We start from the raw sequence: 13,501 nt of genomic DNA on the forward strand, positions 1-13,501 counted from the left end.
TCTTCATTCACTCCCGGACAGCCCACCCATGAGCGAACCCTACCTGAGCCGCTGGCGATTGCGACGTGATGGTCCCGCCATCCGTACCCCGCACGCCCGGCTCTGGCCGGTACTGACCGCCGACGACCTGCCGGCAATGCTGAAGATCAGCAGTGAAACCGAAGAACAGAACAGCCATCGCCTGCTGCGCTGGTGGGACGGCGACGGTGCCGCGCGCCTGCTGGCGCACGAGGGGCCGGCCATCCTGATCGAGCGCGCCGGCGGCCAATCGCTGCGGGAGCGCTCGATCGCCGGCGATGACAGCAGCTGTACCACGATCCTGTGCCAGGTCCTGCAGCGTCTGCACCGGCCACGGAGCGCACCGCCAGCGGAGCTGGTCTGCCTGCCTACATGGTTCGCCGACCTGCTGCAGCCAAGGGCCGCGCTGCCGCCACTGCTGGAACAGTGCAGATCGCTGGCGGTCGCGCTGCTGGAGGACGAACAGGAGGTCCGGCCGCTGCACGGTGACCTGCACCACGACAACGTGCTCGACTTCGGCACGCGCGGCTGGCTGGCGATCGACCCGAAACGGCTGATCGGTGATCGCGCGTTCGACTACACCACGCTGTTCAGCAATCCCGACCTGTGCGGTCCCGGCATCCACGTCGCGACCCGGCCGGAGCGCTTTGCGGCCCGGGTGACCGAGGTCAGCGCCCTGGCGGACCTGGATCGCACGCGCCTGCTGCGCTGGATCGCTGCCAGCGCCGGGCTGTCGGCCGTATGGTTCCGCAATGATGGCGACCCGGCCGATATCGACGAGACAGTCGCGGCGATGGCACTGGAGGCGCTGGCGGAGGGGTGATCCCGCTGTAGCCGAGCATGGGCTCGGCTGCTTCTGGCTGAAATCTGGATGCCTGGGCGAACAGCAGCCGAGCGCGGGCTCGGCTCTACAGGCTTCCGCCCTGGTAGGTGCCCACCTTGGTGGGCACGCCGCGCCAGGCGCAGTTAGGCCCGCACCAAAAGCCGGTCAGGCCTTTTCCATCGTGCACAGCAGCGGATGCTGGTTCATCCGTGAATACTCGTTGACCTGGCCGACCTTGGTCTCGGCCACTTCGCGGGTGAACACGCCACAGACGCCGCGACCGCGGGTATGGACATGCAGCATCACCTGCGTCGCCTTGTCCAGGTCCATGTTGAAGAACTGCTGCAGCACGTCCACCACGAAATCCATCGGGGTGTAGTCGTCGTTGAGCAGCATGACCTGGTAGAACGGCGGCGGCGCCACTTCCGGGCGCGCGGGCTCCACGGCGATGCCGTGCTCGTGGTGGGAATCGGGGGAAGACTCGCGGGGCATCCGGTCATTATAGAGGTTGCCGCGCGCCCGCGTCGGCCCTCCCGGAATGGACGGCACGGACGGCCGCCGTCACAATTGTCCTTCCCACCCCGGTTTCACAGGATTTTCATGAAAAGGACCCTTCTGCCTGCCCTGTTGATCGCCCTGGCCTGTGCCGGTCCGGCGAGCGCAGCCGATGCCGACGCTGCCGTCGGTCGCCAGCTGGACAAGCTGGGCTACAACTACGAGGTCGACGAGGATGGCGACTACCGCCTGGTGTTCGACGTCGAGGGCGACCGCACCCAGATGGTGTACGTGCGCTCGGCGGTGGAAGACTTCGGCAGCCACAACATCCGTGAGATCTGGTCGCCAGGCTACACGTCCAAGACCAAGCAGTTCCCGGTCGCGGTCGCCAACCGCCTGCTGGAGGACTCGCAGGACGCCAAGATGGGCGGCTGGGTGAAACAGGAGGCGACCGCGATGTTCGTGGTGAAGATCGACGCCGATGCCACCGCCGACCAGCTCAGCGACGCCATCGATGCCGCGATCCGCACCGCCGACGCGATGGAACTGGAACTGACCAAGAAGGACGATCTCTGAGGTGAATGCCACGCCGGACCCGCGCTGGGCACCGCACGCCACCGTCGCCACCGTCGTGGTCGACGGTGGCCGCGTGCTGCTGGTCGAGGAGACCATCGATGGCCGCGCCGTGCTCAACCAGCCTGCCGGGCACCTCGAACCCGGCGAGAGCCTGGCCGAGGCGGCGCTGCGCGAGACCCGCGAGGAGACCGGCTGGACGGTTCAGCTGACCGACTTCATCGGCTGTTACCAGTGGACGGCGGGCGACGGTACGACGTTCCTTCGCTTCTGCTACGCGGCGCGCCCGGTCTCGCATGATCCGGCGCAGCCGCTCGACACCGGCATCGACCGCGCGCTGTGGATGACCCCGGCCGAGCTGCAGGCCGCCGGGCAGCGCCAGCGCAGCCCGCTGGTATGGCAGGTCGTGGCGGACTATCTGGGTGGCCAGCGCCACCCGCTTTCGCTGGTCCGGGAGGTCGCATGAGCACCCCGCGCGTGATGGTGGGCGTTTCCGGTGGCGTCGATTCGTCGGTCGCCGCCTGGCGGCTGGTGCAGCAGGGCGAGGCCGTGGCCGGCCTGTTCATGCAGAACTGGGCCGACGACGGCAGCGGCGACTGCCGCGCCGAGGATGATCGCCGCGATGCGGTGGCGGTCTGCGGCCTGCTGGGCATTCCCTTCCATTTCCGCGACTTCTCCAGCGAGTACTGGCAAGGCGTGTTCGAGCATTTCCTGGCCGAGTACGCCGCCGGCCGCACCCCCAATCCGGACGTGCTGTGCAACCGCGAAGTGAAGTTCAAGCACTTCCTGGACGCGGCGCGTGAACTGGGCGCCGAGCGCATCGCCACCGGCCATTACGCGCGGGTGACCCAGCGCGGCCACCAGTGGCTGCTGCTGCGCGGCGCCGACCGCTCCAAGGACCAGAGCTATTTCCTGCACCAGCTGGGGCAGGAGCAGCTGGCCGCCACCCTGTTCCCGATCGGCGACCTGGAAAAGAGCGACCTGCGCCGGATCGCCCGTGACGTCAGCCTGCCGACCCATGCCAAGAAGGACTCCACCGGCATCTGCTTCATCGGCGAGCGCGACTTCCGCGAGTTCCTGGGCCGCTACCTGCCGGCCCGGCCGGGACAGATCCTCGACCCGGCCGACGGCAGCGTGATTGCCGAGCATCCGGGCGTGTTCTATTTCACGCTCGGCCAGCGCGAGGGCCTGAACATCGGCGGCGTGCGTGGCCGCCCGGCCGCGCCGTGGTACGTGGTCGGCAAGGACGTGGCCAGCAACGTGCTGTATGTCGATCAGGACCGCGACAGCCCGTGGATGCTCTCCGAACGCCTGCGTTCGGAAACCGCGCACTGGATCGCCGGCGCACCACCGGCCCGGCGTTTCGAATGCACTGCCCAGACCCGCTACCGCCAGCCCGACGAGCCGTGTACGGTCGATGTGCTGGACGATGGCAGCGTGCTGGTCACCTTTGCCCGCCCGCAGCGGGCCGTCACGCCCGGCCAGTCGCTGGTGCTGTATGACGGCGAGATCTGCCTGGGCGGTGCGGTGATCGCCGCCACCGATGCGCCGCTGGAACAGCGCCTGCGCACCACCCCTTCTCCTTTTGAGGTAATCGCTGCATGAGTTTCACTGTCGACGACCGCGTCCTGGCCCTGGCCGGCATTGCCCAGGCCCTGCAGCAGGTGCGCCGCATCGCCGATACCGGCCATTCCGACGCCGCCGCTGTACGTACCGCGGTGGACAGCGTGTTCCGCGTCGACGCGTCCTCTCCGCAGGAGGTGTTCGGCGACCGCCACGCGCTGAAGTCGGGCCTGCGCCTGCTGCACAACTACTTCCGCAACCAGGGCCAGGATCCGATCCTGCCCAAGCTGGCATTGTCGGTGCTGCAGCTGGAGCGCCGCTTCGTGCAGGACCGCGCAACCGTCAACAAGGTTGCCGCGGGCATCGAGCAGGCGCAGCGCAAGGCCGCCGAACTGGGCGACAGCGGTCACCCGGATGTGCTGGCCAGCCTCGGCGGCGTCTATGCGGACACCATCAGCCATCTCAAGCCGCGGGTGATGGTGCAGGGCAACCCGCATTACCTGGGCCAGGCCGGTGTGGTCTCCGAGATCCGTGCCCTGCTGCTGGCCGCCGTCCGCGCTGCGGTGCTGTGGCGGCAGGTGGGCGGCAGCTACTGGGACTTCCTGTTTGGCCGCAAGGCGATGGTCGAGGCCGTGGACCGCCTGCTGGCCTGATCGTTGCATCCGCCGGGCATGGCCCGGCGCTACCGCATCGCCTGACCGTCGCGCAGCGCTGCCGGGGTAGCGCCGGCCCATGCCCGGCGAGCGTCCGGCGCCGGAAATCCGACGCATTCAGAAAGCGCATCGACGTTAAAGAGAAGGGGCACACGGCCGATACATCCTCCGTGCACCTCCCGAGAACGTCCATGTACTCACGCATTTTCATTCGTCTGGCCGCCCCCCTGGCCCTGACCCTGCTGCTCCCCTTCGCCATCGGTTTCGAATGGCCGGCCGCCCTGCGCTGGGCGATCCTGACCACGATGACGCTGAGCTGGCTGGGCTTTGCGTGGTGGACCGCGCGCGCCCAGGCGCACCGCTCACCGGAACAGGCCCGCGTCCTGCGTGAGCAGGACCAGCTGCTGACCGAGCTGCGCAGCTTCGTCGGCAACGAAATCGACGGTTCGCGTGGTGAAGTGGAACGCGCCCGCGACCTGATCCGGCAGGCGGTATCGAGCCTGGGCGGCAGCTTCGATGCAATGAACCGCAAGTCGCGCCAGCAGAGCCAGGCGCTGTCGCGCATCGTCGACCGTGCCGGCGATGAAGGCAGTGCGGGCCTCGACGTTGCGCGGTTCGCCCAGCATGCCAGCCATCGCATGGAGCAGCTGGTGGAAGCGCTGGAACAGGTCAGCGGCCAGAGCTCTACCACCGTGCAGCACATCGACCAGATGGCGCAGCACCTGGACGGCATCTTCGCCCTGCTGGAAGACGTCAAGTCGATTGCCGACCAGACCAACCTGCTGGCGCTGAATGCCGCCATCGAAGCGGCCCGTGCCGGCGAGGCCGGCCGCGGCTTCGCGGTGGTCGCCGACGAAGTGCGCAACCTGTCCGAGCGCTCGACCACCTTCAACGAACAGATCCGAAAGCTGGCGCACAGCTCCAAGGACGCCATCGCCAAGGTCCGCGAGACGGTCTCGCACATGGCTTCGCGCGACATGGACCGCTCCCGCGAAGCACGCCAGGAAGCAGCAGCCATGCTGGACAACGTGGCACAGATCAATGCTTCGCTGGGCGAAGGCATGCGAGAGGTGTCCGAGTGTGCGCGTGCCATCGACGGCAGCGTCGCCGAGGCCGTGCGCGCGCTGCAGTTCGAAGATATCGCCACGCAGGCGCTGGGTGGCGTGCATACCCACCTCGACCGACTGACCGCGATCAACCGCGAAGCGGTGGCCCTGCAGGAACTGCTGCACCGCAATGGCGGCGTCTTCGACGAAGAGATCGCCAGCGCGCTGCAGCGCACCGGCAACCGTCTGCGCGAACTGCGCAACGAATGGGAGCGCCCGCCGCACAAGCCGGTCGCCCAGCAGAACATGGGCGCCGGTACCGTCGAACTGTTCTGAGACGCGTGTCCGCTGCCCTCTCCGGCAGTCTGCAAGGCCCCGGCTCGACCGGGGCCTTTGCCTGTGATCCACCGCCGAATGCATCCTGTACGCGCCCCATGGCCCTGATCAGCGCCCCGCCCTCCTCCCTCACCGACATCGAACGCCCGCGCAACGCCAGCGTGCGAGAACAGCTGCAGCAGCTGGAAAAGGTCGCGCATGAGGAGATCCGCGAGCTGCAGCAGCTCGCCGATGCGCGCCCGCCCTCGCCCGGTACCGCCGGCGAACTGCTGAGCATGGCCTGGGACCTGGGGTTGGATGGAGATGCCCTGAAGTAGATCCACGCCATGCGTGGATGGCCTGCACCGCCTCCCGTTCCAGATCCATGACATGATCCGCCCAAGCCACCTACGGCTGGACACGGAGTGTCGTGGCATGAGCACCACGTTCATGACCTGACTGGGATTTGCTGCGATGGTGCTCGTCTCCGTCACCTTCACCTGGCGCCCTGCCTACGCCACCTTGCGGCTGCCCCGGCACAGACCTGTCGCATTCCTGTTCGGCAGCCTGCTCTTCATGCTGATGGCATTTCTGGCTGCCTGGATGGCTGCAACCGCCATCAGTACCGGGCATGTCCATCTAAGCCATCATCTCTCCGGCACCATTGAAGCGTGGCGCGAGATCGAGCCGATGACCTGCTGGCTGATCATCGTGGCGGAGTACTTGCTAGGGCTCCTGATCGCCAGCTATCCCATCGCGGGCATCGCATTGATGAACCGGTAGATCCACGCCATGCGTGGATGCACCTGCACGCCCCTGCACCTTCCACCCTTTCGGACTTGTTGCATGGCCTGGGTCATCGGCTCCGGGCACACTCACCGCCCTCCCTCCTTGGCAGCGTCATGACATTCAATCCGGAAGAAGCGCAAGAAACCTTCGAACAGTTTCTGATCATCATGGACGATCAGATTGAATGGCTGATCGAGCAAGCGCAGCAGCGCGGCGTCGACCTTGACGGTAGCCTGGAGAGCCTTGATCGCCTCGAAACCCTGTACACGTTGATGGCCGCAACGTTATCGAAGGACGAACAGGCTGCCCTGAGGATTGTGTTTGCACGATATCTTGGGGAAACCGTGTGTCAGCATCACGGCGGCAAATGGACTCTCCCACTGGATGATCCCAAGGACATCAGTTTCAACATGCCGGTTATCGTGGGGCATTCATCCTGCCCGTGGCTGGAGTTCAATCCCATCCACACGATGCGAGCCTACTCACTTCGGCCCAAGCCCGGAATGATCCGAAGCGTCGTTGCGCACAGTGTTGCTCCGCGGATTCTGGATCTCAGCGATCTGGCGGAAGAGCACTGACGCCAATAGGAGAGACTACTCGGTTCAGTTGACGGACCCATCGAGACTGCGGCTCGTGCCCGGGATCATCCGCGCGTGGCATGGATCTACTGAGACAGCGCTGTCGCCATGGCATGATGCCACGGTCCCGTTCATGGAAGACCGATGGCCGCCGCCCTGATCGCATTGATGCTGCTGGAACTCCTGCTGCTGTTGTTCTGGGGCACCGATCTTCTTCCGCACCGGCATCGTCCTGTTCAACCAGCGCACGGCCAGCTGGTGTTCTACATCGGCTATCGCATCCAGCGGCGACGCTATGTCGAAGTTGTGGAATCCGTTTGCGCGCGGGTGCGCTCCGATTCCCGCGACGGTTCGTTGACCCAAGCCGGTAGATCCACGCCATGCGTGGATGACGCCCCCGCGATTCACAGTTTTCGGATTGGTTGCATGGAATGCGATCAACGCACCCTTCATCGTGCCGGACCCATTTCGGTTCAAATCAGCCCAGCCCGATGACCAGCGCCGCCCTCTGCCTTTCGCTTGCCTTGCAGCTTCCGGTTGCCCCCGACCCATTGACCCTGGATCCCGATTCCCTCGCGACGCTTCAGCAGGCGCTGCAGACATTCGGAGCGTTCCAGCACCCCTATTCTGCTCCGATCGACGCATACGACCCTGACGCGGGCGTGATCGACGCATCGGTCGAGGTCTCCGCGGGGTGTCTGCAGGAGGGTCCAAAGGTCATCGTCCTGGACGATGATGGCGACGAGACACTCGAGCGCTATCTGGTGCTGGACAAACCTTGGCATGACCTCTCTGCGGGCACGCTGCTTCGGGTCTCCGGAGGCACGGCGACCGTCATTCCAACACACGAGGAGAGCCCGGCGCTTGCACGGGCGCAGACACTGCTCGCCTTCCTGGACTACCTGCCCTTCAACATGGATTCAAATGCGCAGGCCATACCCGGCTCCGGGTTGCCGGTGGCGGGGTTGGGCAATGCCGAGTTCCTCCAGGGTTTCAATCCGAGCTCCAAAGGTGAAGCCGTTCCGGAGGCGACCCTGGCAGCATGGGAGGGCGTACTGCCCGAACTGCTGTTGGCGCTGTGGCGGCGCGACGGGCTCGCACGCTATCGCGATGACAGGCTCACTCTGGTCGATCCCCTCCTGTATGCGGGGCTTGCCACGGAACTCCTGCAGGGCAACCCGATGGAGGGCGCCGATACCTTCCATGTCTATGCGGTGACGGCTTTCGGCCAGATTCTGTTGTGTGGGGAGAACACCTCTGCGCAGATCAGCATCGACCCGCACAGCGGACAGGTTTCGGCGGAGCCGGAGGTACCCGGGCCCGCCGATGCGGTGGAACGCAACTGGAAACTGGCGTACATGCTGACGTTCCTGGATGGCCCCTATCTCGATGTCACCGACGAGCAGGAACAGCCCTTATATGCACATGCACTCGATTCACTGGGACCCTTGCACGCGAACGAGATCTACAGCTTCTCGCCTGCGGCCGTCGAAGGCGGCTGGGAGGCAGCACATCTGGTCAAGCGGGATCGCCTCGCCGAGCTGAAGGCACTCGCCGGGCAGGCAACCGCAAGGCGTTCCCTGCGGCAGGATTCAGACAGCAGGTAGATCCAGCAAGCCGCGCTGCGGGCGATCAACTGTGCAGGTCGTCAACGCACCAGCAGCGCTTCGTTGCCGGCGTCCGTGCGCGACGGTGACTGATGCTGCTGGCGCAGCCACTGCGCCAGGTCGCGCGGGCTCAGCGGCCGCGAGTACAGGTAGCCCTGGATCTCGTCGCAGCCCTGGCGGCGCAGCATGTCTTCTTCCTGGTGCGTTTCCACACCTTCGGCCACGACCTTCATGCCCAGCGCGTGGCCCAGGTGCACGATGGCCTGGGTCACCTCGGCCGTACCCGAGTCGTGCAGCATGCCCTGCACGAAGCTGCGGTCGATCTTCAGGCGGCCCACCGGGAACCGGTTGAGGTAGTTGAGGTTGGAGAATCCCGTTCCGAAATCGTCCACCGCCAGCGGCACACCGTGCCGTTCCAGCACGTCGAAGCAATGACGCAGGATGTCGGTGTCACGGATCAGCGCCGACTCGGTCAGCTCCAGTTCCAGGCGCTGTGGCGGCCAGCCATGGGCATGGCAGATCTCGATCACCCGCTCGGCGAAGCCGCGATCACGCAGCTGCACGGCCGAGACGTTCACCGCGATACGGTCGAAGTGCAGACCGGCTCTGTCCCAGGCAGTGGCCTGGCGGCAGGCTTCGTTCAGTACCCAGTCGCCGATGCGCACGATTTCACCGCACTTCTCTGCGATGGGAATGAACTCGGCCGGACTGCAGTAGCCGATGCCGGGTCGATGCCAGCGCAGCAGTGCTTCGATGGCCGGCGGCTCGCCAAGGTGGGCGTGCAGCAGCGGCTGATAGGCCAGGCTGAACTCCTCGCGCTCGATCGCGCCATGGAGTGCATGCTCCAGCTCAAGCCGGCGCTGGATGCGGGCCAGTGCGTCCTGGCTGTAGTACTGGTAGGTGTTGCGACCGGCTTCCTTGGCCGCATACATCGCGGCATCGGCGGCGCGCAGCAGTGAATCGAAATCGGTCTGGGTATCGCCCAGCATGGCGATGCCCACGCTGGCCCCCACCTTCAGCGTGGTATCGCCGCGGCGCAGCGGCTCGGCCAGCGAGCCGATCAACTTGCGCGCCACGTGACCAGCGTCTTCCGGTTCGGCCAGGTCGCGCAGCACCACGATGAACTCGTCACCGCTGAAGCGGCCGAACAGATCGTTGTTGCGCAGGTTCTGGTGCAGTCGGGTGGCCGCCGCCTTCAGCAGGGCATCACCGGTGGCATGGCCGAAGCTGTCATTGATGGTCTTGAAGCCATCCAGGTCGATGAACAGCATCGCCAGCGAGGTGCCGCGATCACGCGCTTCCTCGATTGCTTCAGCCGTCTGCTCGCCCAGCAGCACCCGGTTCGGCAGGCCGGTCAGCAGGTCGTAATGGGCCAGCAGCTCGATGCGCTCATTGGCCTCGCGCTCTCGCGTGATGTCACGGAACAGCACCACGAAACGTGGCGGCAGGCCATCGCGCCGATCCAGCTCGATCAGCACCTGCACCCATACGCGCAGGCCGGATTGACGATAGAAGCAGAGATCCAGCTGCTCGGGCAGTCCGCCACCGGCAATCCGGCCCAGCGCCGCCTCGAACGCACTGCGCGAGTCCTCGGTGTACAGCGCCAACGCCTGGTCCAGGGTGATCGGCTCCTTGCGCAGTCCGTGGATGCGATAGCACTCTTCGGTCCATTGCATGTGCCGGGTCTGCACCTCGATCTCGCACCCGCCGATGCGGCCCAGTGCCGAAACGCGGTTGAGCAGCTCGGTACGCCAGCGGATCAGCGCATCGGTCTGGTGCTGTTCGGTGATGTTCTGCACCTGGCCCAGCAGCCGCTTGGGCTGGCCCTCGCCGTCCAGCAGCGGCTGCATCCACAGCCGCAGATGCAGCGATGGTTCGCCGCTGCCGCGGGCCAGCTCCAGTTCGAGGCTGGCGGAGCGGCCATCGCGCCACAAGCGGCGCCAGGCTGCCCGCAGCGCTCCACGTGAACGCGGATGCAGCTGCTTGAGCCAGCGTCGCTGGCCGGGCACGTTGCCGGGCTCAAGTGCGAGCAGCGAACGCAGTTCGGGCGACCACCAGAAGGAGCCCGTGCCAGGATCGAACGACCAGCTGCCCATGCTGGCGATGCGCTGCGCCTCGCTCAGGTGCACCTGCTGTTCGTGCAGCAACGCCTCCAGCTGCTTCTGCTGTTCGATGTCGGTGTGGGTGCCGACCATCCGCAGCGGCTGGCCGTCGGCAGTGCGCGCGACCACGCGGCCACGATCAAGCACCCAGCGCCACTGCCCGTCGGGCTGGCGGAAGCGGAACTGTGCGCTGTACTGGTCGCTGGTTCCACGCAGGTGCTGATCCAGCGCGGCGCGCACGTGGCCGATGTCCTCGCCGTGCACGCGCGCCAGCATTCCGCTGGCAGTCTCTTCGCCCAGGCCAGGGGTGCGGGTGACGCGATCGCTGGGAATATCCCAGTCCCACAGGCTGTGGCCGGCGCTGTCCAGCGCCAGTTCCCAGCGTCCGCCACCCGCCAGCGGCACCGGTTCCGGCACGCTCAGGGTGAAGGCCAGCAGATTGCCGGCGCCGTCATGCACGGCGCGCAGGTGGCCGTCGTAATGCCCGCGCGGCCCTCCCGGCAGGCTGCACGCAACAATGCCACCGTCGGCCGCCAGCAGACGCAGGTCCTCCAGCATCGGCGCGTAGGCCGCGACCGTCGCCGGCAGGCCATGCTCGCGCGCGGCCGGATTGGCCGCCAGCGGACGGCCAGTGCGGTCGACGATGACCAGCGCCGACGCGAGCGGATGCTGCAGCAGGCTGGCGATGATCCCTTGGTCCACGCGATCTTGCTCCGGATGAAACGCCCGACAGCGGGGCACGCAGTGGTTAACGGCGCCTGCGGCGGATAATTGAGTGGCTACGGGGCACCTGCGCGGTAAGATGGCCGGCGCCCCTACCTGCTGCCCTGTCCATGCCCGCAGAACCGACCGGCACCGCCCCTGTTCCCGACCCGCGGATGGCCCAATCGCTGGGCCGCGATCGTCGGCGGATCGTGCTGAGTTACCTGGCGATGGCCCTGGCCTGGATGATCGCCACCGACAGCGCCGTGCAGCTGCTGGTACCCGATCCGTACCAGGCATCACTGTGGCAAAGCCTGAAAGGGTCGTTCTTCGCCCTGGCCAGCGCCGGGCTGCTGTACCTGCTGCTGCGGCCGCTGGCCGAGCACGTGCTGCTCACCCATGCCCGCCTGCAGGCCTCCGAGCTGCGCCTGCGGCAGATGTTCGAGGGCAATCCCGGGCCGATCCTGGTCTACGATCTGGACAGCCTGGCCATTCTCGATGCCAATCCTGCGGCCTGCAGCGCCTTCGGCTGGGAGCGCGAGGAACTGCTTGAGCGCACCATCGACGTGCTCTGGCCGCCCGGCCAGGACCAGGCGCTGCAGACCAAGCTCGAAGCCATCCGGGAGGCGCCCGAGCAGCTGTGCATCCTGCGGGCGCAGCTGCAGCTGCGCGATGGCAGCCTGCGGCAGATGGAGCTGCGCTCGAACGCAATAGGTTACGACGGCCACAACGCACGCCTGCTGATTGCCATCGATCGCACCGCCGAGGACCTTGCACAGCTGCGCCGGGACCAGGCACTGGCACGGGTGGAGGAAGCGCATGAGCTGGCGAAGATCGGCGCCTGGGAACTGGACCCCTCCAGCGGGCTGGGCCGGTACTCCAGCCAGGTCTATCGCCTGCTCGGCCGGCGCCCGCCGGAAGCGCGCCGCTGGCATCGCTTCGACGAACTGCTGGTGGCGGCCGATCCGGCCACTGCCGCGCAGGCAGACCAGCTGCTGGCCGAACTGTGTTCCGGCGAACCGGTGCAGGTGGACGTGCTGCTGCCGCTGCTGTCGATGGATGGCCGCGCGTTGATGGTGCACCTGCGCGCGGCCAGCGGCGTTGACGAGGCCGGCCGCGACCGCGTGCTCGGCACGCTGCAGGACGTGACCGAGCGCGAGCAGTCGCGGCGGCTGCTGCGCGAACGTGAGGAACAGTTCCGCGAACTGGTGCGTGTACTGCCGGACGGCGTGGTCATCCTCTTCGAGGAGCACGTGCTGTACGCCAACGCCTGGGCCGCGAGTCTGTTCGGCTATGGCGGCCATGCCCTGCTCGGCGAGCCGCTGGCGGCTCTGGTCGCCGACAGCGATCTGGCGCGGGTACGCGTGCAGCTCCGGGCCGGCCAGCCCCAGCACGGCCCCGGCCACAGCAGCGTGGTGGCGATGCAGCGTGCCGATGGCCGCAGCTTCCACGCCGGCCTGGCCGTGGGCGAAGTCCGCTACGGCGGTCGCGACTGCAAGCTGCTGATCGTGCGTGACCTGAGCGATTCCGAGCGCACCCGCAGTGCGCTGGAGACCAGCAACCGCGAACTACAGGCCATGGCCGGCCGGTTGTTCTCGCTGCAGGAGGACGAGCGCCGCGCGATCTCGCGCGACCTGCACGATGACATCGGGCAGGCCATCACCGCCATCAAGCTCTCCGCCTATGCCGCGCAGGACGAAGACGATCCGAAGCGCCGCAGCGAGGATCTGGCACAGATCGTCAGCCTGGCCGACACCACGGTGGCCAAGCTGCGTGACATCTCCACCCTGCTGCGGCCTCCACAGCTGGATGCGCTGGGCCTGGAGGCGGCACTGAGCTGGCAGGCACGGGTACTGTTCCGCTCCTCACCGGTGGAACTGCTGGCCGAAATCGAGCCCCTGCCGCATCGGCCCGACAACAGCATCGAGCAGGCCTGCTTCCGCATCGCCCAGGAAAGCCTGACCAACGTACTGCGCCACGCCCGCGCCAGCCAGGTGCAGCTGCAGCTGCGCGATGTCGGCCAGCGCGGGCTGCACCTGCAGATCCGCGACGACGGCGAGGGTTTCGACCCTGACGGCCCGCGCGGCCTGGGCCTGATCGTCATGCGCGAACGTGCGCAGAGCGTGGGCGGCCACGTGCGGATCGAGTCGGCGCACGGCGCCGGCACCCTGGTCGATGTCCATCTTCCCTACCAGGCAGCCTGCGCGGCTGCCGTCGAAACACCGGATTACTGAGCC

14 protein-coding genes are annotated in these 13,501 nt (G+C 66.8%); 12 read left to right on the top strand and 2 right to left on the bottom strand.

Features of this window, described 5'->3' with window-relative positions:
- The first annotated feature begins 28 nt into the window (after positions 1-28).
- Complete coding sequence (locus AC5P76_RS10215) at positions 29-841, top strand: APH(6) family putative aminoglycoside O-phosphotransferase (RefSeq protein WP_253118447.1); 813 nt, start codon at positions 29-31, stop codon at positions 839-841.
- Positions 842-1,006: 165 nt separating this feature from the next.
- On the opposite strand, the gene clpS is transcribed toward AC5P76_RS10215, so the two are convergent.
- Positions 1,007-1,333 (bottom strand): ATP-dependent Clp protease adapter ClpS, encoded by a 327-nt coding sequence (gene clpS / locus AC5P76_RS10220; RefSeq protein ID WP_053517940.1) that lies wholly within the window; start codon positions 1,331-1,333, stop codon positions 1,007-1,009.
- Positions 1,334-1,441: 108 nt separating this feature from the next.
- On the opposite strand from clpS, the gene AC5P76_RS10225 reads away from it, so the two are divergent.
- The 10 genes from AC5P76_RS10225 to AC5P76_RS10270 all read left to right on the top strand — a co-directional run bounded on the left by AC5P76_RS10225 (position 1,442) and on the right by AC5P76_RS10270 (position 8,460).
- Positions 1,442-1,912 carry a hypothetical protein gene (locus AC5P76_RS10225; protein WP_111186999.1) on the top strand — a complete coding sequence of 157 codons (471 nt, stop codon included), beginning with the start codon at positions 1,442-1,444 and terminating at the stop codon, positions 1,910-1,912.
- 1 nt (position 1,913) lies between these two features.
- Positions 1,914-2,375 carry an NUDIX hydrolase gene (locus tag AC5P76_RS10230; RefSeq protein WP_053517938.1) on the top strand — a complete coding sequence of 154 codons (462 nt, stop codon included), beginning with the start codon at positions 1,914-1,916 and terminating at the stop codon, positions 2,373-2,375.
- Complete coding sequence (mnmA, locus tag AC5P76_RS10235) at positions 2,372-3,514, top strand: tRNA 2-thiouridine(34) synthase MnmA (protein ID WP_053517935.1); 1,143 nt, start codon at positions 2,372-2,374, stop codon at positions 3,512-3,514. Before AC5P76_RS10230 ends, mnmA begins: the two co-directional genes overlap by 4 nt.
- Positions 3,511-4,125 carry a high frequency lysogenization protein HflD gene (gene hflD / locus AC5P76_RS10240; RefSeq protein ID WP_253118446.1) on the top strand — a complete coding sequence of 205 codons (615 nt, stop codon included), beginning with the start codon at positions 3,511-3,513 and terminating at the stop codon, positions 4,123-4,125. Before mnmA ends, hflD begins: the two co-directional genes overlap by 4 nt.
- A 191-nt stretch (positions 4,126-4,316) precedes the next feature.
- A complete protein-coding gene (locus AC5P76_RS10245; RefSeq protein WP_053517932.1) occupies positions 4,317-5,507 on the top strand; it encodes a methyl-accepting chemotaxis protein in 1,191 nt (396 codons plus the stop codon).
- A 98-nt stretch (positions 5,508-5,605) separates the two neighbouring features.
- Entirely contained in the window at positions 5,606-5,824 is a 219-nt protein-coding gene (locus AC5P76_RS10250) for a hypothetical protein (RefSeq protein WP_053517931.1), read from the top strand.
- 136 nt (positions 5,825-5,960) lie between these two features.
- Positions 5,961-6,269 carry a hypothetical protein gene (locus AC5P76_RS10255; protein ID WP_253118445.1) on the top strand — a complete coding sequence of 103 codons (309 nt, stop codon included), beginning with the start codon at positions 5,961-5,963 and terminating at the stop codon, positions 6,267-6,269.
- A gap of 119 nt (positions 6,270-6,388) precedes the next feature.
- Positions 6,389-6,853 carry a hypothetical protein gene (locus AC5P76_RS10260; protein ID WP_253118444.1) on the top strand — a complete coding sequence of 155 codons (465 nt, stop codon included), beginning with the start codon at positions 6,389-6,391 and terminating at the stop codon, positions 6,851-6,853.
- A gap of 144 nt (positions 6,854-6,997) precedes the next feature.
- Entirely contained in the window at positions 6,998-7,348 is a 351-nt protein-coding gene (locus tag AC5P76_RS10265; protein WP_253118443.1) for a hypothetical protein, read from the top strand.
- Positions 7,345-8,460, top strand: coding sequence for a GAD-like domain-containing protein (locus AC5P76_RS10270; protein ID WP_253118442.1), 1,116 nt, complete (start codon positions 7,345-7,347; stop codon positions 8,458-8,460). The genes AC5P76_RS10265 and AC5P76_RS10270 overlap by 4 nt, the downstream gene beginning before the upstream one ends.
- A 41-nt stretch (positions 8,461-8,501) precedes the next feature.
- Here AC5P76_RS10270 and AC5P76_RS10275 read toward each other — a convergent pair whose 3' ends face one another.
- Entirely contained in the window at positions 8,502-11,264 is a 2,763-nt protein-coding gene (locus AC5P76_RS10275) for a bifunctional diguanylate cyclase/phosphodiesterase (RefSeq protein WP_053517927.1), read from the bottom strand.
- Positions 11,265-11,395: 131 nt separating this feature from the next.
- Between AC5P76_RS10275 and AC5P76_RS10280 the strand changes: the two genes are divergently transcribed.
- Positions 11,396-13,498, top strand: a complete 2,103-nt coding sequence (locus tag AC5P76_RS10280) for a sensor histidine kinase (RefSeq protein ID WP_111187002.1) — start codon at positions 11,396-11,398, stop codon at positions 13,496-13,498.
- The last annotated feature ends 3 nt before the right edge of the window (positions 13,499-13,501 follow it).

This window comes from Stenotrophomonas sp. YJH_SMC_36 (assembly GCF_059369935.1).